Origin of the sequence: Paraburkholderia hospita (genome assembly GCF_002902965.1) — a bacterium.
Lineage (GTDB): Bacteria > Pseudomonadota > Gammaproteobacteria > Burkholderiales > Burkholderiaceae > Paraburkholderia > Paraburkholderia hospita.
Map to the genome: position 1 here is coordinate 3168289 of NZ_CP026105.1, position 21998 is coordinate 3190286.

15 protein-coding genes and 2 pseudogenes are annotated in these 21998 nt (G+C 63.2%); 9 read left to right on the top strand and 8 right to left on the bottom strand.

Features of this window, described 5'->3' with window-relative positions; translation table 11 throughout:
* Nucleotides 1-23 precede the first annotated feature (23 nt).
* From C2L64_RS14410 to C2L64_RS14430, 5 genes are all read left to right on the top strand, one after another.
* Nucleotides 24-494, top strand: coding sequence for a ferritin-like domain-containing protein (locus C2L64_RS14410; RefSeq protein ID WP_007734771.1), 471 nt, complete (start codon nt 24-26; stop codon nt 492-494).
* Between the two features lie 335 nt (nt 495-829).
* Nucleotides 830-2401 (top strand): efflux transporter outer membrane subunit, encoded by a 1572-nt coding sequence (locus C2L64_RS14415; protein ID WP_090838285.1) that lies wholly within the window; start codon nt 830-832, stop codon nt 2399-2401.
* A gap of 95 nt (nt 2402-2496) precedes the next feature.
* Entirely contained in the window at nt 2497-3648 is a 1152-nt protein-coding gene (locus C2L64_RS14420; RefSeq protein WP_007734766.1) for an efflux RND transporter periplasmic adaptor subunit, read from the top strand.
* An 11-nt stretch (nt 3649-3659) separates the two neighbouring features.
* Entirely contained in the window at nt 3660-6713 is a 3054-nt protein-coding gene (locus tag C2L64_RS14425) for an efflux RND transporter permease subunit (protein WP_090838283.1), read from the top strand.
* A gap of 176 nt (nt 6714-6889) precedes the next feature.
* Nucleotides 6890-7537 (top strand): LysE family translocator, encoded by a 648-nt coding sequence (locus C2L64_RS14430; protein WP_090838281.1) that lies wholly within the window; start codon nt 6890-6892, stop codon nt 7535-7537.
* A 38-nt stretch (nt 7538-7575) separates the two neighbouring features.
* Here the strand turns inward: C2L64_RS14430 and rarD are convergent, their stop codons facing one another.
* The gene (gene rarD, locus C2L64_RS14435; protein WP_090838279.1) at nt 7576-8451 is read right to left on the bottom strand and encodes an EamA family transporter RarD; all 876 of its coding nucleotides are present in this window, start codon (nt 8449-8451) and stop codon (nt 7576-7578) included.
* Nucleotides 8448-9832, bottom strand: a pseudogene (gene iscB, locus C2L64_RS14440) (RNA-guided endonuclease IscB). The gene rarD and the pseudogene iscB overlap by 4 nt, the downstream one beginning before the upstream one ends.
* Nucleotides 9833-10432: 600 nt before the next feature.
* Here iscB and C2L64_RS14445 point away from each other — a divergent pair.
* Complete coding sequence (locus C2L64_RS14445; RefSeq protein ID WP_007589173.1) at nt 10433-11221, top strand: sulfite exporter TauE/SafE family protein; 789 nt, start codon at nt 10433-10435, stop codon at nt 11219-11221.
* A 46-nt stretch (nt 11222-11267) separates the two neighbouring features.
* On the opposite strand, the gene C2L64_RS14450 is transcribed toward C2L64_RS14445, so the two are convergent.
* From C2L64_RS14450 to C2L64_RS14460, 3 genes and pseudogenes are all read right to left on the bottom strand, one after another.
* Entirely contained in the window at nt 11268-11522 is a 255-nt protein-coding gene (locus tag C2L64_RS14450) for a hypothetical protein (protein ID WP_007589174.1), read from the bottom strand.
* Between the two features lie 221 nt (nt 11523-11743).
* A pseudogene (locus C2L64_RS14455) lies at nt 11744-12097 on the bottom strand (3-hydroxybutyrate oligomer hydrolase family protein); the annotation flags it as partial.
* 408 nt (nt 12098-12505) lie between these two features.
* Entirely contained in the window at nt 12506-12862 is a 357-nt protein-coding gene (locus C2L64_RS14460; protein ID WP_079486777.1) for a BON domain-containing protein, read from the bottom strand.
* A 547-nt stretch (nt 12863-13409) separates the two neighbouring features.
* On the opposite strand from C2L64_RS14460, the gene C2L64_RS14465 reads away from it, so the two are divergent.
* The 3 genes from C2L64_RS14465 (at nt 13410) to C2L64_RS14475 (ending at nt 17109) form a co-directional block, all read left to right on the top strand.
* Nucleotides 13410-14987: a TAXI family TRAP transporter solute-binding subunit gene (locus tag C2L64_RS14465; protein WP_086909543.1), complete on the top strand. Its 1578-nt coding sequence runs from the start codon at nt 13410-13412 to the stop codon at nt 14985-14987.
* 168 nt (nt 14988-15155) lie between these two features.
* Nucleotides 15156-15800, top strand: a complete 645-nt coding sequence (locus C2L64_RS14470) for a 2-hydroxychromene-2-carboxylate isomerase (RefSeq protein ID WP_007586181.1) — start codon at nt 15156-15158, stop codon at nt 15798-15800.
* Between the two features lie 280 nt (nt 15801-16080).
* Nucleotides 16081-17109, top strand: coding sequence for a LysR substrate-binding domain-containing protein (locus C2L64_RS14475; protein WP_079486783.1), 1029 nt, complete (start codon nt 16081-16083; stop codon nt 17107-17109).
* Between the two features lies 1 nt (nt 17110).
* On the opposite strand, the gene xdhC is transcribed toward C2L64_RS14475, so the two are convergent.
* Genes xdhC through xdhA form a run of 3 tightly spaced genes read right to left on the bottom strand, consistent with a single transcriptional unit; the run spans nt 17111 to nt 21626 of the window.
* Nucleotides 17111-17701 carry a xanthine dehydrogenase accessory protein XdhC gene (gene xdhC, locus C2L64_RS14480; RefSeq protein ID WP_090837735.1) on the bottom strand — a complete coding sequence of 197 codons (591 nt, stop codon included), beginning with the start codon at nt 17699-17701 and terminating at the stop codon, nt 17111-17113.
* 22 nt (nt 17702-17723) lie between these two features.
* A complete protein-coding gene (gene xdhB, locus C2L64_RS14485; RefSeq protein ID WP_090837733.1) occupies nt 17724-20078 on the bottom strand; it encodes a xanthine dehydrogenase molybdopterin binding subunit in 2355 nt (784 codons plus the stop codon).
* Nucleotides 20079-20108: 30 nt separating this feature from the next.
* A complete protein-coding gene (xdhA, locus tag C2L64_RS14490) occupies nt 20109-21626 on the bottom strand; it encodes a xanthine dehydrogenase small subunit (RefSeq protein ID WP_090837731.1) in 1518 nt (505 codons plus the stop codon).
* Nucleotides 21627-21998: the final 372 nt, after the last annotated feature.

Below are 21998 nucleotides of genomic sequence, written 5' to 3' on the forward strand. Positions count from 1 at the left end.
CGACGAGTATCGCGGAGCGCCACATGCCAGATATCGAAAAGGACAAGGTCATCGCCGTGCTGAACCAGATTCTCGAATCCGAGCTGGCAGGCGTGGTCCGTTATACGCACTACTCCTTCCTCGTGTTCGGCTTTGGCCGCATTCCGATCGTGTCGTGGCTGCGCCAGCAGGCTGACGAATCATTGCTGCACGCGCATCAGGCGGGCGAATGGATCACGACGCTCGGCGAGTATCCGTCGCTAGGCATCGGTGCGCTGCTCGATTCGCATACGACGGACATCACGACCATCCTGCGCGAATCGCTCACAGCGGAAGACGTCGCGCTCGGCCTGTATCGCGATCTGCTGGCGCTGGTCAAGGACCGCTCAGTCGCGCTCGAAGAATATGCGCGGCAGATGATTACCGTCGAAGAGATGCACGCGGGCGAAGTGGACAAGATGCTGCGCAAACCCGGCACGGTGGGCACATCGGGCGAGCGCGGCGCGGCGCATTGAGTTTCTTTGCCGTGTTGTAAGGGCGCAATCGCAAGCGCCCCGCTCAATTGTCAAATCACGCGGCGCGCTTAGGCCGCGCGTTCAACCGTCCATCTATCCGCCTTTCGACAAGCGCCGCATCTATCACTATGTGATGGATGCGGCGCTTCCGTCCTTTGTATTTCGCGCGCTGCATTTAACGTTTGTCCGCCACAAAGCGCGTCTATTCCCCTAAAGCTTCTGCAAGCATGATCTCGTTTGCAACGACCCATGCTAGGCTATGCGCGGCATCAGGCTGTTGAATTCTGCACTCGCAATTTCGTTCGTAGTCCGCGCAGGTAATACAGGGTGGATAGATGATCGATGACGTCAAAGGCAGTGTCAGTCGCAGTCGTTTGCATAGACCTTCACGTTTCGCGTTCGACGCTTCGATCAGCGTAGCCGTCGCCATTCTGAGCGCGGCATTGCTTCCCCTGTCCGGCTGCACGGTCGGCCCCGATTACCGTACGCCCGCACCGCCCGCCACTGAAACCTATACGCCCACGCCGCTGCCCGATCAGACGGCGTCGTCGCCAGGCGCGTCGGGTGCGCCTCAGCAATTCATCGCCGGACAGGACATTCCCGCCCAATGGTGGACGCTCTTTCATTGCGAGCCGCTCGACGCGCTGATACGCGAAGCGCTCACCAATAGCCCGAACGTCGCCGCTGCGCAGGCAGCGCTCAGGCAGGCGGCCGAGAACTATCGCGCGGAAGTGGGCAGCGCGTTGTATCCGTCTGTCGATGCGAAACTCAATGCGACGCGCGAGAAGTTCAACGGCGTTACATTCGGTCAGCCGGGACTCACGGAAGTGCTGAACCTGTATAACGCGTCGGTGAATGTGTCGTACAACCTCGACGTGTTCGGCGGCTCGCGGCGCGAGCTCGAATCGCTGCGCTCGCAAATCGATTACCAGGGCTATCAGTTGCAGGCCGCGTATCTTGCACTGTCGGCGAACATCGTCACGGCGGCTGTCAAGGAAGCGTCGTTGCGCGAGCAGATCGACTCGACCGAGCACATCGCCGCCGACGAAGAAACGCAACTCGGCGTATTGCGCAAGCAGTTCGAGCTGGGCGGCGTGGGCCGCACTGCCGTGCTCTCGCAGGAAACGTTGCTCGCGCAAACACGCGCGACGCTGCCGCCGCTGCGTCAATCGCTCGATCAGACGCGCCATCAGCTTGCCGTGCTCGCGGGCAAGCTGCCGAGCGATGCGGCCGTGCCCGAGTTCAGGCTGTCGATGTTCACGCTGCCGCAGAGCTTGCCCGTGAGTCTGCCTTCGTCGCTCGTGAGGCAGCGGCCCGACATCCTCGCGGCCGACGCTACGCTGCATCAGGCGAGCGCGCAGGTCGGCGTGGCGACGGCGAACATGTATCCGCAGATCACATTGTCCGCGAGCTATGGCCCGCAGGCGCTAACGCCCGCCGGACTGCTCAAATACGCGGACATGATCTGGACCATCGGCGCGGGCATCACGCAGCCAATTTTTCATGGCGGGCAGTTGAGCGCCCAAAAGCGCGCAGCCGAGGCCGCTTTCGATCAGGCCAACGCGCAGTACCGGCAAACCGTGTTGCTCGCGTTCCAGAACGTCGCCGACACCTTGCGTGCACTCGAACACGATGCGACGGGTCTCGCCGCGCAAACGGACGCATGGCGCGCGGCGAGTGCTTCGCTCGATCTGACGCGCGGCCAGTTTCGCGTTGGCGGCGTCGGCTACCTGGCGCTGCTCGATGCGCAGCGTCAATACCAGAAGACCGTCGTGAATCTCGCGCAGGCTCAGGCCGCGCGCTATGCGGATACGGCAGCGCTGTTCCAGTCACTCGGCGGAGGCTGGTGGAACGACACGGCCACGAGCCAGGCGAATCAGCTAAACCCGGCCCCCACGCCACACTGATTTCTCTTGCAGTCGCCGCGCGTCGCATGCGATGAGCCCGCAGCGCCGCCGGACGCGTTTCGTGCCTCACCCGTTTGCCGTGCAAGGACCTGACGATGACGACGAAAAGACCGATGACAAAGCGGATGATCATCATGCTGATCTGCGTGGGCGTGCTGCTCGGCGCACTGGTCGGCTTCAACCTGTTCAAGGCGCACATGATCCGGAAGTTCATGGCGAGCAATGCGGCGCCCGCCGCGACCGTGACGTCCGCTGTCGCGCGCTATCAGAGCTGGCAGCCGCAGCTGTCCGCCGTCGGCAGCTTGCGCGCGGTGCGCGGCGTCGACGTGACGACGGAAGTGCCCGGCCTCGTGCGCGAGATCCCGTTCAGCTCGGGGCAGGAAGTGAAAGCGGGCCAGGTGCTGCTGCGCCTGAACGACGATTCGGACCGCGCTCTGCTCGCATCGCTGCAAGCCGCGGCGGAACTCGCGCAAACCGTCTACAAGCGCGACAAGGCGCAGTACGACATCCAGGCGATCGCCAAGGCGCAACTCGACGCCGATGCCGCCGACCTCAAAAGCAAGCGCGCGCAGGTCGATCAGCAGGCCGCACTCGTCGAAAAGAAAACCATCCGCGCGCCGTTCGCGGGACGCGTCGGCATCACGACCGTCAATCCCGGCCAGTACATCAATCCTGGCGACGCGATCGTCACGTTGCAGGCCATCGATCCCATCTACGCCGACTTCTATCTGCCGCAGCAACAACTCGGGCAATTGCAGGTTGGACAAACCGTTGTCGTCGATACGAATGCGTACAGCAGCCGCACGTTCGACGGCAAGATCCGCTCGATCAATCCGCGCGTGGACAACGCAACGCGCAACGTGCAGATCGAAGCGACCGTCGACAATCGCGAGCGCAAGCTGCTGCCCGGCATGTACGCGAATGTGAAGATCGACGCGGGTAATGAAGAACGCTATCTGACGCTGCCGCAAACGGCGATCACCTATAACCCGTACGGCGCGACCGTGTTCGTCGTCAAGCCTGGCGAGCACAAGGACGCGCACGGCAAGGTCATGCCCATCGCGCAACAGGTGTTCATCACACCAGGGCCGACGCGCGGCGATCAGGTGGCGATACTCAAGGGCATCGGCGAAGGCACGCAGGTCGTGACGAGTGGCCAGTTGAAGTTGAAGAACGGCACGCCGCTCGTGATCGATAACCGCGTGTTGCCTGCGGACAGCCCGAACCCGACGCCTCAGGAACAATAAGAGGCCGCCCGATGAAATTCACCGATATCTTTATCGAACGGCCGGTGCTTGCCTCCGTCGTGAGCCTGCTGATTCTCGTGCTCGGCTTGCGCGCGTTGTCGACGCTCAAGGTCAGCGAATATCCGCAGACGGAAAACGGCGTCGTCACGATCACGACCGCGTACTACGGCGCGAGCGCCGACACGATGGCCGGCTTCATCACGCAGCCGCTCGAGTCGGCGATTGCGCAGGCGCAGGGCATCGACTACATGTCGTCGTCCAGCACGACGGGCCTCTCGAAGATCACCGCGACGCTGCGCCTGAACTACGACTCCAACCGCGCGCTGACGGAGATCAACACGCAGATCGCGTCGGTCCGCAACCAGTTGCCGCCGCAAGCGCAGCAACCCGTGCTAACCGTGCAGGTCGGCCAGACCACTGACGCGATGTACATGGGCTTTTACAGCGACGTCCTGCCGAGCAACAACGTGACCGACTATCTGCTGCGCGTCGTGAAGCCGAAGCTCGATTCGGTCCAGGGCGTGCAGACGGCGGAAACTCTCGGCGGCCGGCAGTTTGCGTTGCGCGCGTGGCTCGATTCGACGAAGCTCGCCGCGCACAACGTGACGGCTTCCGACGTGTTCGCGGCGCTCGGCAACAACAACTATCTGGCGACGCTCGGCACGACCAAAGGGCAGATGATCAGCGTCGATCTGAACGCAGGCACTGATCTGCATTCCGTCGAAGACTTCAGAAGGCTGGTGGTCAAGCAGAAGAACGGCGCGATCGTGCGCCTCGAAGATGTCGGCAATGTCGTGCTCGGCGCGGACAGCTACGACTTCAACGTCGCGTTCAGCGGCAAGCGTTCGGTGTTCATCGGCATCAAGGTCGCGCCGGACGCGAACGTGCTCGATGTGGCGAAGCGTGTGAAGGCGATCTTTCCCGATCTGCAAAAGCAGTTCCCGACGGGCATGACGGGCGACATCGTCTACGACGCGACGGACTTCATCAACACCGCGATCGAGGAAGTCGTGAAGACGCTCGTCGAAGCGCTGGTGATCGTGACGGTCGTGATCTTCCTGTTCCTCGGCAGCTTCCGAGCGGTGATCGTGCCGGTGATCGCGATGCCGCTGTCGCTGATCGGCACGTTCTTCGTGATGCAACTGCTCGGCTATTCGATCAATCTGCTGACGCTGCTCGCGCTCGTGCTCGCGATCGGACTCGTGGTCGACGACGCGATCATCGTGGTCGAGAACGTCGACCGGCATATGAAGGAGGAAGGCAAGCAGCCATTCGAAGCCGCGATGATCGCCGCGCGCGAACTGGGCGGGCCGATTCTCGCGATGACGGTCGTGCTGATCGCGGTGTATCTGCCCATCGGTTTTCAGGGCGGGCTGACGGGCGCGCTCTTCACCGAGTTTGCGTTCACCCTGGCGGGCGCCGTGGCTGTATCGGGTGTGATCGCGCTGAGTCTGTCGCCGATGATGTGCTCGCGTTTTTTCCGCATGGATCAGGAGTCGGGGCGCTTCGCGCGTTTCGTCGACAGACAGTTCGAGCGTGTGCATCACGGCTATGGGCGGCTCCTGCATTCGATGCTCGACACGTGGCCCGTTTTCATCGTGATGGGGGCGCTGCTGTTGTGCGGCACGGTGTATCTGTTCATGACATCGCAATCGGAGCTTGCACCGCAGGAGGACCAGGGCATCGTGCTGTCGCAGATCCAGGGGCCGCCGAATGCGACGATCCAGCAGATGCAGACCTACGCGGACCAGGTATTCGACATCTCGAAGAACATGCCCGAGTATTCGCAGATGTTCCAGCTGACGGGCGCGCCGACGCTGAATCAGGGCATCGGCGGCGTGCTGTTCAAGACGTGGGACAAGCGCAAGAAGAACGCCACGCAGTTGCAGCAGGAGTTGCAGGCGAAGTGGAACGGCATCGCGGGCGCACGCGTGGCGGCGTTCCAGTTTCCGCCGTTGCCGGGCGCGCAGGGCTTGCCTGTGCAGTTCGTGATCAGCACGACGGAGCCGTTCGAGAATCTGAACGAAGTCTCGCAGACCGTGCTGCAGAAAGCGCGTGAAAGCGGCATGTTCTTTTTTATCGATAGCGATCTAAAGATCGACAAGCCGGAGAGCGTGCTGGTCGTGGATCGAGACAAGGTTGCGTCGCTTGGGCTCACGCAGAGCGATGTCGGCCAGACGCTGGGGGCGGCGCTGGGTGGCAACTACGTGAATTACTTTTCGATTGCGGGGCGCTCGTACAAGGTGATTCCGCAGGTGCTGCAAACGGATCGTTTGAATCCGTCGCAGGTGCTTGATTATTATTTGCGCACTCCGGATGGCAGTGTGATACCTGCTTCGACTGTGACGCATCTGAAGCAGAACGTCGTGCCGGAGTCGATCAATCACTTTCAGCAGTTGAACTCGGCGACGATTTCCGGTGTGATAGCGCCGGGGATTTCGCAGGGCGAAGTGCTCGACTTTTTGCGCAAGGCCACCACCGATGCCGCGCCGACCGGCTATAGCGCGGATTACTCCGGGTTGTCGCGACAGTTCGTGCAGGAGTCAGGTGGATTTGTCATTACGCTGATGTTTGCGACGATCATTGTGTTTCTGGCGCTTGCCGCGCAGTTCGAAAGTTTTCGCGATCCTGTGGTGATTCTTGTGTCGGTGCCGATGGCGCTGTTTGGGGCGCTGATCTTTATTAATCTCGGTGTGTCGACGCTTAACATTTATACGCAGGTTGGGCTTGTTACGTTGATGGGGCTGGTTAGCAAGCACGGTATTTTGATCGTGCAGTTTGCTAATGAGCTTCAGCGCGCTGGGCGCTCGAAACGCGAGGCGCTTGAGGAGGCTGCTGCTGTGCGGTTGCGGCCTATTCTGATGACTACCGCGGCTATGGTGCTTGGGGTTTTGCCTTTGGTGATTGCCTCGGGGGCTGGCGCCGCTGGGCGGAATGCCATGGGGCTTGTGATCTTCTCCGGGCTTTCTATTGGGACGCTTTTTACGTTGTTTGTTGTGCCTGCGATGTATATGCTTTTGGCCGCGGATCATCAGAAGGATCGGGGTCATTCCGCTCTGGCTTGAGTCATGTGTTGTCACTGTTCGTTTGCCTTTTCGCTGGCATCCGCGTTACGGTGTTCGCCGTTCAAGCGCCGCCCCTGTGCGGGGCGACGCGTGAAGCACGAAGGCAAATCGCGGATGCCAGCGCAAACACAGAGCAAACCACGCAGCGTCGCAGACAAAAAACCATAGGAGCAAAAATGTTCAGCGCATCACTCTTCCTGACGGCCGCGGGCGTAGGCCTCGCAGTAGCCGCACCAGTCGGCCCCATGGGCATGCTCTGCATCCGCCGGACGCTCACGGACGGCCCCCGCGCGGGCCTCGCAATCGGCCTGGGCATAGCCGGCGGCGACGCCATCTACGGCCTGATCGCCGCGCTGGGCCTGGTGAGCGTATCGCATTTCATGCTGGCCTACGACAAGCCGCTCCACATCATCGCGGGGCTATTCCTGCTGTATCTCGGCATCCGCACGATGCTGCAAAAAGTCCCCGCCGACAACGGCAACAACGGCAACAACAGCGAAGACAAGCTCGCCAACATCGGCCATTCAGGCGCAGTGAAGGCGTTTGCAAGCGCCCTGCTGCTCACCCTGACCAATCCGCAAACGGTCATCATGTTCGCCGCTCTCTTCACGACGCTCGCGCCGCGCGGACCGTTTTCATCGAGTGGCGCGTTCACGACCGTGCTCGGCGTATTCTGCGGATCGATCGCGTGGTGGTGCTTCCTAGTGACGGCCGTGTCGCTCGCGCGACATGCGATCGGCCACAAGCTGCGCGTGATCATCGACCGCATCGCGGGGCTGGCACTGGCCGTGTTCGGCATCGTCGAGGTCAAGCGCGCGATCTGACGGCCATAAACCGCACTTTATGCGCGGGCGAGCAGCGCCTAAACCCGCGCAAACCGCGCCCGCCACAACCCATCAAGCGAATACAGCGCAAGCGCAATCCAGATCGCGCCATAGCCGATCAGCTGCGCCTGCCCGAATGGCTCGCGATAGATCAGCACGCCAATGATCAGCTGCAGCGACGGCGTCACATACTGAATCAGCCCGAGCATCGACAGCGGAATCCGCCGCGCGCCGGCCGCGAACAGCAACAGCGGCACGGCCGTGATCGGCCCGGCCAGCGCGAGCAGCACCTTCACGCCGAATGACGCCGCGCCGAACCCGCTCTCGCCATGCGACGACGCGAAAAACAGATACAGCACAGCAATGGGAAAGAGCAGCACCGTTTCGAGCGTCAGCCCTTCGAGCGCGCCCAACTGCGCCGTCTTGCGCAGCAGGCCATAGCCTGCAAAGCTGAACGCGAGCGCAAGGCTGATCCACGGCGGATGGCCGTTTTCCCACGTGAGGTACAGCACGCCGCACGCCGCGACCGCGACGGAAAGCCACTGCACGCGCCGCAGCCGCTCGCCGAGAAACGCAAGGCCAAACAGCACATTGATCAGCGGATTGATGAAATAGCCGAGACTCGCCTCGACGATATGCCCCGCGTTGACGGCCCAGATATAGATGCCCCAGTTCGTCGACAGCAACAGCGCGCTCGCGGCGAAGCGAACCAGCAGCCTGCGGTCGCGCAGCACGGGCGCAAGCCAGCGCCACTGCTGCCGCACGGTGAGCACGATGAAGAGAAACAGCATCGACCACACCATCCGGTGCGCCAGCATCTCGACAGGCGAAATCTGATGCAGCGACTTGAAGTAGACGGGGAAGAGTCCCCACAAGGTGAACGCGAGCAATGCGTAGGCGACGCCGTAATTCATCCGAATGCGCGGGAAACCTCGGGATTCAGCCGGGGAGGGATAGTGCCGCGTGTGCAGCACCACATATACCCGCATCTCCTTGATAGCTATCAGTGGATTGAAGGGAATAGGCGTAGCCATCGCCACGCTGGACAAGCCTGCAGTGGCGGTGGTTGATGCCTTGCACGACAGTCGAGGCCGTCTGGATGTTGAATGAGCCGGTGGCACGAACGGCGACACGTCCGACGTGAATGCCGGCCCTCTTGCCGGTGGGCACATCCGCACGCACGTGGTCGCCCGTCCGGAACCCCTGAACCTGCTTCTGGCGCATGAGGTAACCACGCGGGAAACCATGACGGGTCAGGCGCGTGCGCTGGTAGCTGCCGCGCCCGGTAGCCTTGATCGACAGAGATGGGCGTTTCCAGTCGTTGATCGCGTCGACCCGTCCCACGCACACCGCGTCCAGGGCATGTGTCTTCGGCAGGTCGTGCGTGACGCGGTTGAACTTTGTGCGCCCTCCCGATGCAAGTTCGAGCGGCAGCCCTGTTGCCCGAAGCGTGTCGGTGAGCGCCCAGCGGGTGGTATTGACAGCTGCCGCGTCGCGCAGCGGACGCGATGCGGTCGCGAGGATGCGCGCAAGACGCTTCGAGTCCTTGACATACGCGCGCACATCGAGCGCACCCTTGTCCTGGTTGCAGTCGCCGCAGGCCAGTCCCAGATTGCCGACACGGTTACTGCCCTGACGTGCCCGGGCCGTCAGATGTTCGATCTGCAGCGGGCGGTCCTTCGCATCGCAGTAGATGCAGGTGCGCTTCCACTTCTCCAGCAGATACTCGCGTACCTCATAGCCTGCGAGTGTGCCCTGCTGATACTCAAGTCCCGAAATTTCCGGGTTCTCGAGCTGCTGCAGGTCGAAGCGAACGAGCTCGCTTGAGAGTGCTGTGACCGGAGCCCAGCGGCGGATACGCTGCACCCACGCCATCGTGGTGTCCACCCGGTGCTGAAGGGACGGCGGCAGCCATCCCTCCGGTTTTTCGCGGTTCAGGAAACGCGGCGCGCGATAACGCAGGTTGGCGCCGCGACGACGTCTGCGGAAACCTCTGCGTGCGGTCAGCGCCTCGCTGATCTGCCTGCCCCGGTGAATCAGCTCGAAGAGGTTGATAACGGCAATACCACTGTCAGCCTCGCGTACGAGTGCGACGCCCGTGACCTTGCTGCCCGGGTCAAGCTTGATACGAAGCGGCTGGAGTGCGCAGCTGTCGGCCATGCGATCGACGAGGCGAATCACGAATGGCATGACGCGATGCACCCGCGCACGGCCACGCGCGAGCAAATGCCTCGCACGCTTCTCGCTGCACGGCATCAACGGCCTGCCATTCCGGTCCAGCACGAACGCCGACATGTCGGCTCCCTTAAAAAACGTTGCCCTTACGGGCCTGGTGACGCTCCCCTTGCGGGAAGTCTCCCCTCGACCATGTTGCGCAGCAGGTGTCAGTGATAGAACTGACGGGGACGATCCGTTTCGTGCTTACCCGGTCGCTTGTCTGCAACCGCCCCTTCCAGAGCCTGACGCTGAGGAAGCACGTCAGGGTGGGTCTGCTATCTTCTGCGCAACGTAGCGCCTCGCGGCGCTCGGTCTGGTCAACCCGAGCTTGATTCACCGCTTCAAGCTCCGCCCTTTTTTAGGGCGGGGTGGTTGCCTTTTATCGGTCTGCGGATGGGAAGACACGGGAAAACAAAGGCCGAAGCTGCCCGCTAGCGCGCCGTCCGGCACAACGCTGGGGTCGCCCGAAACGCTTATTGTAAGCCGTCTGTCGGGACAGCCCGATACACAGCATCCGCCCGCGCTCGTACGCGATAGCGCCGGTTTTGCGACAATAGCGGTCTTTCGCCGCGCCGCCAACCAGCATGAACGCCCGATGAGATCATCTGAAAGGCAGCAAGACGCACGGCTACCGGCGAGCTCGCCCGCAACCCTTTACGACCGTCCGCGGTCCGCGCAATGGCACTTCCCCATATCGATCTCCTGTTTTCCGCGTCGGGTCTGTTCGTCGGCTTTCTGGTCGGACTGACGGGCGTAGGCGGCGGCTCGCTGATGACGCCGATCCTCGTGCTGCTGTTCAACGTCCATCCGGCGACGGCCGTTGGCACGGACCTGCTGTACGCCGCCGCGACCAAGGCGACGGGCACGCTCGTGCATGGGGTGAAGGGTTCGATCGACTGGCAGGTGACCTTGCGCCTTGCCGCGGGCAGCGTGCCCGCCGCCACCATCACGCTGATCCTGCTGCACCGCTACGGGATGACCTCGACGCGCGGCGGACATCTGATCTCTCTCGTGCTCGGCGTGGCGCTGCTGATCACCGCGATCGCGCTGATATTCCGGCCGCAGTTGACGAAGCTCGCGGCTTCGCGCAAGCGCGCGACGGGTCAGGGCAGCACGCTCGGGCTGACGATGCTCACGGGCGCGATCCTCGGCGTGCTGGTGTCGTTGACCTCGGTCGGCGCGGGCGCGATCGGCGTCACCGTGCTGCTGCTGCTCTATCCGATGCTGCCGACCATGCGCATCGTCGGCTCCGATATCGCGCACGCCGTGCCGCTCACGCTGCTCGCGGGCGCGGGGCACTGGCTGCTCGGTTCGATCGACTGGTCGATGCTGCTGTCGCTGCTGGTCGGCTCGCTGCCGGGCATCGTGATCGGCAGCTTTCTGTCGTCGAAAGCCCCCGAAAAGTTGTTGCGCAATCTCCTCGCCGCGACGCTGACGCTCGTCGGCGTGCGACTCGTCCTGTCCTGACGGCGAGCGGGCCCGTACGCCCGCCGCGCGTGGCGGATCACCTGCATCACTTGAAGAAGCGGCAGTTCAGGTCGGTTTCGAACTGCCGGACCCAGTGGCCAGCCGTGTCCTCGTGATACGACTGCGCCCAGCCGCCGCGCCGGATCGTCAGAAGACGCGAGCGATGCGACGCGTCGTCGGGATCATCGCTCGCGCTGATGTCGAAATGCGCGGGCGCGAAGCCGTGCCGCGCGCACACCAGCTCGAACGCCGCGCGCTCGCCGATGGGAAGGTCGGTGTAGGTGAAGCGGATCGTGTCCATGGCCGTCGCTCCGTGAAGCATCGTCGATAACTTCACAGTACTGCACCCGACGGGTAAATAGTGTGTCACGGCGCACAAGAACGAACGTCCGTCGCGTTTGGGCGACGGCTAGCGCACAGTCGGTTCCCAGCTTGCGCGATACGCCCCGATTCCTGTCACGCGCATGTCACGCGACCCGCCGTTTCTGGTGCAATGGATGGCGAGCCGCTTCCTCTATCACATCACTTCGGCACGTTCACCGCGCCCGCTTCCACCTGAATCGCGTCCGAACCCGGACTCGCCGAAATCGCGGGGAGGTTGGCTGTCGTCAGCGCGGGCGCGGCGCCTGCCGTGCCGCCGCGCGGCACCGTTCGGATCACCTGCGACGGCGGCAGCGCCGCGCCGCCCTTCAGGTGATTCCACATCAGGTTCAGCGCCTGGATGTTGTAGTAATGCACCGGGATGAAGCGCGTATCGAAGCCGGACACGCTCAGGAACGCGTCGAAGTGCTGGCCGTTCAGCACTTCATAGAACGCGAGCTGGCTCTTCGAGCCTTCCGTGATGCTGTTCATCGCCAGATACGCGCGCGACGCATGGGCATGCGTGGTCAACACCCGCGTCGTCGTGATCCAGAGACATTCATAGGCAGGCGACGCCCGCCGCACTTACCCTAAAACAGCCGAAAACGCCCGCCACGCGAGGCTCGCCGCGTCTGCACGTGCGATGTCCACGCAAAGAGACGCTACGCGGGTGGTCCCGTTTCGTAGAGCCAAGGCTGCCTTCGCTTGCGTATTGCCGCGCACGCCTTGACACCCGCGCTGGATGCGCGCGCAACGAAGCGCCGCCCAAAACGAAACGGGCTCCCGTTGGAAACGGGAGCCCGCTTGTCATTCTGACCGGTAAGCATGCCGCAACATTGCAGTGTGCCGTTCGTCAGGTGACCGGCTGGCCGCTGCCCGCGAGCCGGATCATGGTCCGGCCTGCGCCGGCGCGGCCCTAGCCGCTTATTGCTGCTGGACGTTGATCTTGTTCGACACCGACGTCACGCCAGCCACGCCCTTCGCGACTTCGCCAGCCTGCTGGATCTGGTTGTTGTCGGGGGCCGTGCCCGTCAGCGTGACTGCGCCGCCACGGGCGCGAACGTTGATGTTCGACACGTCGAGGCCTTGCGCCTTCGCGAGGGCCGAGCGGACCTTCTTGCCCAGCGCGCGGTTTTCCGACTTGGCGGCCTTCGAATTGGCGGCGGGTGCAGTTGCTGTCGTGCCGGTGGACGTGGAGTCGCTTGCCTGGGCATACGTGTGGCATGCGACAACCATTGCGACAACACCACCCAGTGCCTTCAGAAAATCGACCGATTTCATACCTTCTCCTTTTTGCTTGGTTTGGACCGCGTTTGACTGCGGCTTGGTTACGACTACGAGAGGCCCGACTGCACGCGCGCGCGAAGGCGCGACGAGGCATGGCGAGCCAGGAGCGTTGACACGGTCTGCGAGAGAGGCATTGGAAAGGATGACGGCCGGCGCGATCCAGCGCGCAGCGGTGCATGACACCGGCCGTGCGCCGCGCAGTTGGCAGCGTGCCCTGGTCTCGTCAGTCTCGCCGGGTCGCGCTGCGCCAACGTCGATGCGCGGCAGCGTTGCCAATGTAATCTAGCCGCGCAAGTTCTGCAAAGGATATCGCGCGTCCTGCACGGTTCCTGTTGCAGCCTGTTCCCGTCCAGTGCAAAACGAAACGGCCGTGCCGGGCGTGCTTCAACAGCCCGCCGTGTGTGCGCCGAAAGCTGCATCCCATCTTTCCAGGTCACTTTTTGTTACGCGTTTACGACCCCGCGAGCCCGCCGCACGCGCCGCCGCAGCATCAATCTCCTGTACCATCGGCGCGAATTCATCCGACCGCACAATCATTTCCATGAAGCCTTCCGACGGACGTCGCCCGGAACGCCCCTCTGACCGCAAGCCACCGCCCCGCCTCGTCGCCCGCTTCGTGGCGATCTCGTGGCGCGATCTCGCTGTATCGTTCGGCCCCATCCTGATAATCAGCGCAATTGCGATCTACGTCGCCGTGCGGCTGATCCAACCCGCCCCGCCCAACACGCTGACGATGGCAGCCGGCCCCAAGGGCAGCACCTTCTGGGTCGCCGCGCAGAAGTACAAGGAAATCCTCGCGCGCAACCGCATCACGCTCAACGTGCTGGAGACGGAAGGCTCGCTCGACAACTACCGCCGGCTGACCGACCCGCACGCGGACATCGACGTCGGCTTCGTACAGGACGGCATCGCGCCGTCGAAAACAACTGACGATCTGATGTCGCTCGGCAGCGTCTCGTATGTGCCCGTGGCGATCTTCTATCGCGGGCCGATGATCACGCTGCTGTCCGAGTTCAAGGGCAAGCGCATCGCGATCGGCGCCGAAGGCAGCGGCACGCGCGAGCTCGCGCTGCAGCTCCTGAAGGCAAATGGCATCACGCCCGACGGCCCGACGAAGCTGCTGCCGCTGTCCGGTGACGACGCTGCCAAAGCGCTGACGGAAGGCAAAATCGACGCGGCGATCCTGACGGGCGACTCCGCGCAGCCGCCCGTGATGGGCAAGCTGTATCGCACGGCGGGCGTGCAGTTCTACGACTTCACTCAGGCCCCCGCCTACGCGAAGCGCTTCCCGTATCTGACGCAGATCGAGATGCCGATGGGATCGTTCGATCTCGGCAAAAACCTGCCGTCGACCACGTTGCACATGATCGCGCCGACGGCCGAACTGGTCGCGCGCGATTCGCTGCATCCCGCGTTGTCCGATCTGCTGATCGACGCGGCGCACGAAGTGCACGGCAAGGCGACGGCGTTGCAGCGGGCGGGCGAATTCCCCGCGCCGCTCGCACAGGACTTCCCGATCAGCGAGGACGCCGCCCGCTACTACAAGTCGGGCAAGAGCTTCCTGTACCGCGTGCTGCCGTTCTGGCTGGCGAGCCTCGCGGACCGGCTGCTGGTCGTGCTCGTGCCGATCATCGTCGTGCTGATTCCGGGGCTGCGGCTCGTGCCGTCGCTGTATGCGTGGCGCGTGAAGTCGCGCATCTACCGCTGGTACGGCGCGCTGATCGCGATCGAGCGCGAGGCGCTCAACGAAACATCGGCGGCCGAGCGCGAGGCACTCATCGTGCGGCTCGACAAGATCGAGGAATCGGTCAACGGTCTGAAGATGCCGCTTGCGTATGCGGATCAGTTCTATGTGCTGCGCGAGCATATCGGCTTCGTGCGTGCGCGCCTCACGCGCGATTCTGACGCGGCGGCGGCGCGCGAAGCATCGGACGCGGCAGGTGCGGCTGACAAGCGTGCTGCGGCAGATGAAGGCCCCCCCGCCGTCGGCCGCGCCGAAGCCCGTTCGGCAATGCACGAGAGCCACGCGGCGCAAGAACATCACGACAATCCCGACAGCCACCAAAGCCACGATAGCGACGCCAGGCCCGGCGGCGACCGTCCTGCCCACACCTCATGACCGCCGTTGGCGCGTACGCCGAACCCGCGCCGCAGCAACGCTGGCCGGGGCAACGCCATTTTGTCAATGGTGCGCACCCGGCTTGCTCCGCGTAAGATCGAAACAATCAGAACGGGCCGGAGCGCTGCATCGCCGACGGCCCGCCGACTCCGGCAACCGGGAGACATCATGACCGATGGCATCGACGCCACGCAGCCACTGTGGTTTTACGACTTTGTCTCACCGTTCTCGTATCTGCTGCTCGAACAGCACGACAAATGGCCTGGGCTGCCGTTCGTGCTGACGCCCGTGTTGCTGAACGATCTGTATCGCCACTGGGGCCAGCGAATCGCCTACGACGTGCCTGCGAAACGCATTTTCACGTACCGGTATGCGCTTTTTCGCGCGGAGCAACTGGGTATTCCGTTCCGCATGCCGCCCGCGCATCCATTTGATTCGACCAAGCCAATGCTGTTGTCCATTGCGCTCGGCTCGGACCTGCAAACGGTGCGGGAAATTTTCCGCTTCATCTGGCGGGACGGACGCGACCCGTCGAGCGCCGATGGCTTCGCCGCGCTGTGCGAAAAGCTGAACGTGCCGAATGGCCAGGAGCTGATCGAGCGCGAGGCGACGCGCGCGCAGCTGATGCGCCAGAGTACCGACGCCATCGCGATCGGCGTGTTCGGCGTGCCGACGTTCTGGCTGAACAAGCAGTTGTTCTGGGGCGAAGACGCGCTGCCCATGGTGCTCTATTGCGCCCGTACACCGAACTGGCTTGATTCGAAGGAAGTGAAGCGGATCACGTCGCTGCCATCGGCGCTGGTGAAGGCCTGAGCGCGCATGCCGTCGTCCGCAAATCGGCGACGGGCACGCGGCGGGTTCGCCGCCGTTCATGGTGTGATGTAGCGTCGCGCCCAGCAAGTGGGCGGATCGCCGGCCGTGATGCCCGTCATAGGGCATGCGCTATGGCCCGCGCAGGGCAAAACGGCCTAAGGTTATAGCTTCGCGCGCGCATGCGGCGAGGCGTCGGGCACAAGGACGCCGCTGCATCGCAATGCACCGTTCGACACAAGCATTCGAAAGCCTTCAACGGGCCTCCCCGCCCCGCCGATTCATGGACGACGACAACGCCGCATCACTCGATATCTGGCTCGTGCGCGTGCTGCGCACGCTGCTCGTCGAGCGCAGCGTCACGCAGACCGCGTTACGCCTGAACCAGACGCAGCCGGCTATCAGCACCGCGCTGCGCAAGCTGCGCGAAACGCTGAACGATCCGATTCTCGTGCGCGGCAAGTCGGGCATGGTGCCGACGGAATATGGCGAATCGCTGCTCGCGTCGGTGCAGAAGGTATTGCGCGATGTCGATTTCGTCGCGACGCCGCATGGCGACTTCGAGCCGGAGCGCTCGCGCCGCACATTCCGCATCGCCGCGCCCGACTATCTGAACGACTTCTTCATGCCGACCGTGATCGCGCAATTCCGCGAGGCGGCGCCGCATGCGCGGCTCGAGATCGAGTCGCTCGGGCCGCTGCTCGATCATGCGTCCGCGCTCGATGCGGGCGAGCTCGATCTGGTGATCGGCAACTGGCCGAAGCCCGACGCGCGCTTCGAGCGCAGCGATCTGTTCTCCGATACCGTCGTGTGCATGATGCGTGCCGATCATCCGCTTGCGAAAGCGCCGCTCACGCGCGACGCCTATCTCGCCGCGCCGCATCTCGCGCCCGCGCATTACAGCGGCGCGCGCGGCGGTGCGATCGATACGGGCTTCGCGCGCGCGCATGCGGCGAGGCGCATCGTCGCGACACTTCCGTACTTCGGGCTCGTGCCGCAAGTGTTGCTGCAATCGGATCTCATCTTCACGACGACGCGCCGCTTCGCGCTGCATTACGCGGAGATGCTGCCGCTGGCTGTCGTCGATGTGCCGATTCCGTTTCCGCGCATCAAGTGCTATCAGATGTGGCATCCGCAGCCGGACCGGCCTAGCGATATTGAATGGTTGCGCAGCTTGATGGCGCAGGTGTCGGAGATGCTGGTGGCGAAGAAGGCAAGGCGTGCGCGGGGAGCGGCGAAGGAACTTAAGGGGGAGAAAAAAACGGACGCCGCGAGTTTGCCCGCTGCGCCCGTTGGAGGAACCGCTCAGTAAGTCACGCGTCGACGCAATCCGCTTCCTGAACCGATACAAAATCAGCCAGCGAAATCTGCTGCGACCGCACCTGCAACAGTTCCGCACACACCGCCACCGCAATCGACGTCGGCGCCTTGTCGACGATCCCTGGCACACCAATTGGACACGTCATCTCGAACAGCCGCTGCGGATCGACACCGCGATCGAGCAAACGCCGCTCGAACTTCACGCGCTTCGTCTTCGAGCCAATCATCCCGAAGTACGCAAAATCGCGCCGCCGCATGATGCGCTCGGTAAGCGCGAAATCGAGCGCGTGGTTGTGCGTCATCACGAGAAAGAACGCGCCAGCAGGCGCTTCGTCGACGACAGCATCGGGCGTGTCCGTCGCCTCGATCTGCACGTTCGCGGGCACTTCGTCGGGGAACAGTTCGTCGCGTTCGTCCACCCATTGCACGACGCACGGCAGGCGGCCAAGCAGCGCGACGAGCGCATGCCCGACATGGCCCGCGCCGAACAGCACGATGTGCATCGGCGGCGGCAGCTGCGTCGCGTGGCCGCTGCGCCGGCCAACCTGAACCGGCATCTGCGCGAAAGTCGGAACGTGCATCATGGCGAACGCCCTCTTCTGAAGTTTAGTGTCCAGCAGCGCGAACAGCGCGGACGGCTTTGAGGATTTCCTCGCTGGTCGCAGGCGCGTTCAGCGGCGGATTCACCTTGTAGTCGCCAACAGCAGCGACGGCATCACGGATCGCGAAGAACACCGAGAACGGCAGCAACAGCGGCGGCTCGCCCGTCGCCTTCGAACGGTGGATGCTGTCCTCCGCATTGCGGTTCTTGAAGAGCCGCACGCGGAAATCGGGCGGTGTGTCGTTGACGGTCGGGATCTTGTAGGTGGACGGCGCGTGCGTCATCAGCTTGCCGCCCGCGTTCCACCACAACTCTTCCGTCGTCAGCCAACCCATGCCCTGAATGAAGCCGCCTTCGACCTGGCCGACATCGATGGCAGGATTCAGCGACGCACCAACGTCATGCAACGCATCGGCGCGCAGCACGCGCATTTCGCCCGTCAACGTGTCGATCACGACTTCCGACACAGCCGCGCCATACGAGTAATAGAAGAACGGGCGGCCTTGCAGCTTCGCCTGATCCCAGTAGAGTTTCGGCGTCGCGTAGAAGCCATCGGACCACAACTGCACGCGCGCGAGATACGCCTTCGCGATCACTTCCTCAAACGGCACGATGGCGTCACCAACCAGCACGCAATCGCCCGCGAAACGCACCTGCGCCGATGTCACCTCGCCCGCGCCGAACTTCCCGGCGGCGAATGCGGCAAGACGCTCGCGCAACTGGCGCGCGGCATCCTGTGCGGCCTTGCCGTTCAGGTCCGAACCCGTCGATGCCGCCGTCGCCGATGTATTCGCCACCTTCGACGTATCCGTCGCCGTCACGCGCACGCGGTTGAAGCTCACGCCAAGCTCATGTGCGACGACCTGCGCGACCTTCGTGTTCAAGCCCTGGCCCATCTCCGTGCCGCCGTGATTCACGAGCACCGAGCCATCGGTATAGATATGAACGAGCGCACCCGCCTGGTTGAAGTGCGTCACATTGAACGCGATGCCGAACTTGCAAGGCGTGAGCGCGAGCCCCTTCTTCAGCACTTCGTTGTTACGGTTGAATTCGAGAATTTCCGCACGGCGCCGGCGGTAATCGCTGGTTGCTTCGAGTTCGTCGATCAGTTCGTGAATCACGTTGTCTTCGACGATCTGCCCATACGGCGTCTGGTTGCGCTCGGTCTTGCCGTACAGGTTGCGGCGGCGCACGTCGAGCGAATCCCTGCCGAGCGAGCGCGCCACGTCGTCCATGATGTACTCGATCGCAAACGCGCCCTGCGGACCGCCGAAACCGCGAAATGCCGTATTCGACTGCGTGTTCGTCTTGCCGCAGAAACCGTCGATGGCGACGTCCGACAGAAAATACGCATTGTCGAAGTGGCACACGGCGCGCGTCATCACGGGGCCGGACAGGTCGGCGGAGAAGCCGCAGCGCGAGGTCATGTCGACGGACACGCCTTCGATCAACCCTTCGTCGTCGTAGCCAACGTCATACGTGTAGTGGAAATCGTGGCGCTTGCCTGTGATCATCATGTCGTCGTCGCGGTCCGGGCGCAGCTTCACCGGACACAACAACTTCCACGCCGCGAGCGACGCGCAGCACGCGAACATGCTTGATTGCGATTCCTTGCCGCCGAAGCCGCCGCCCATCCGCCGACACTCGACCATCACATTGTGCGAATGAACGCCGAGCATATGCGAGACGAGGTGCTGCATTTCGGTCGGGTGTTGAGTCGAGCAATAGACGAGCATGCCGTCGTCGTCTTTCGGCACCGCGTAGGAAATCTGCCCTTCCAGATAGAACTGCTCCTGACCGCCGAGCAGCATTTCGCCCGCATCACGATGCACCGCGCGTTGGAGTCTTGCCGCGGCATCGCCGCGCGCGAGCTTCATTGGCGGGATCACGCTCTGGTTCGCGGCGCGCGCCTGCTGCGCCGTCAGCACGGCGGGCAGTTCCTCGAACTCGATGTCCGCGCGACGCGCGCCGAGGCGCGCCGCATCGTGCGAAGTCGCGACGACGATGAACATCGGCTGCCCGACATACTGGACGATGCCATCCGCGAGGATCGGATCGTCGCCCTTGACGATCGGCGCGCAGTCGTTATGGCCGGGAATATCGCCCGCCGTGAACACGGCGACGACGCCGGGCGTCGCGCGCACTTTATCGAACGACATCGACAGGATTTTCGCGTGCGCTTTCGGCGACGTGCCGAGCGCCGCGTGCAGCGTCCCGGCGAGTTCGGGGATGTCGTCGGTGTAGGTGGCGCGGCCGCTCACGTGCAGATGCGCGGATTCATGCGGACGCGACACGTGGACTTGCGTGAATTCGGCGAGTTCTTTCGCGTCCTTCAGGAACGGTTCGGCTTGCTGGTTCATTCTGTTGGTTCTCCGTTTCCTTTTTGTCCGTCAGGCCGCAGCGCCTGCTGCCAGTACCGCGCGCACATCGAGCGCGCTCTTTTGCAGCGGATTGTCCGGGCGCGTCTCGAGCCAGAAGCGGTACAGCGTGTTCGTTGCGGCTTCGAGGCGATAGTCGCTGGTCGCGCGCATGTCGGACATCGGCTGATAGTCCTTCGCGAGCGCAAGCATCGCGATCTGCGCGGTCGCTTCGTGCCACTCGTTGTCGGCGAGCGCGGCTTCGGTGTGCGTCGCGCGCTTTGGCGTCGCGGCCATGCCGCCAAACGCGATGCGCGGCTCGCGGATCGTCTCGCCGTCGGCGATGAACGAGAACGCGGCGCACACGGCGGAAATATCCGAGTCGAAGCGCTTCGAAATCTTGTACGTGCGGAACTGGAAGTGCTTGCGAGCCTCGTTGCGCGCGGGCACCTTCACACCGACGACGAACTCGTGTTCGGCCATATCCTTCTTCTGATACGCAAGGTACAGGTCTTCGAGCGCCAGTTCGCGTTCGATCTCGCCGCCGCGCAGCACGACGCGCGCGCCAAGCGCGATGAGGCCCGGCATCGAATCGCCGATGGGCGAACCGTTCGCGACATTGCCACCGATCGTGCCCGCGTTGCGGATCGGCAGCGACGCGAAGCGCTGCCACATCTCGGTGAGTTCAGGGTATTGCTTCGCCAGTTCGGCGTACGCGCGCTCGACCGTGACGCCGGCGCCGATCTCGATCCAGTCGTCCGTCACGTTGAGCTTCTGCATTTCCGCGATCTGGCCGACGTACACGATATGGCCGAGGTCGCGCATCATCTTCGTGACCCAGAGGCCAATGTCGGTGCTGCCGGCGAGAATGCGGGTCGTGGGCGCATCGGCCTTGATCTTCGCGAGCGCGGCGACGGTGCGCGGCGCATCGAACTGCTGGCCGTTGCGTTCGTAGTGGAAGGTTTCGCCGCGCTCGAGCGTCGCGAGTTTGCCGGCGATCGCCTTCACGTCGACGGGCGCTTTCGGCGCGGGCAACTCGAACATGCGCTCGGCCGCTTCGATGATCGGGCGATAGCCGGTGCAGCGGCACAGGTTGCCCGTCAGCGCGTTGGCGATATCGGCGCGGTTCGGCACGGTTCTGTTCGCGCACGCGTGCTCGTGACCGTGCTTCTCGTACATCGACCACATCGACATCACGAAGCCCGGCGTGCAGAAACCGCACTGCGAGCCGTGACACTCGACCATCGCCTCCTGCACGGGATGCAGGCTGCCGTCTGGCTGGCGCAGGTCTTCGACAGTGAAGAGTGCCTTGCCGTCGAGCGTCGGCAGAAACTGGATGCATGCATTGACCGCCTTGAAGCTGATGCCGCCCGCGTCGTTGCGCTCGCCGATCACGACGGTGCACGCGCCGCAGTCGCCTTCCGCGCAGCCTTCCTTGGTGCCCGTGCAGCGCGCGTCTTCGCGCAGGTATTGAAGGACGGTGCGGGTGACGGGTGCGTCGGTGATCTCACGGATCACGTTGCGATGGTAGAAGCGGATCGGCTGGCTCATGTCTCGTGCTCGTTTCGGTTGTTCGCGTCCGCGTGGGGCGTGCGGACGGTGCGGCTGATGGTTCGAAAAGTAGCATCATCAATATTCACAACCCATAGGTCCGATCGCATGGAGGACATATAGCTGGAGCGATAAATTGAGACGGGCGCGGGAGGTTGGGCTTATATCTGAATGTCTGTTTAGTTTTATTTTTATCAAATATGGCTTGAATCGGACACGGTTTGCTGAGCCGACACTGATGGAAAGCGTGTCAGAACGTCAGAAGAATTGACGGAAAACCGTCAAATGTCCGTTTCAGCCCGTTGTTCAGACCAGAAAATTATTAAGCAAACCCTGCAAGTGAATCGGTTCCATGGGAAAATCACGGCTTCC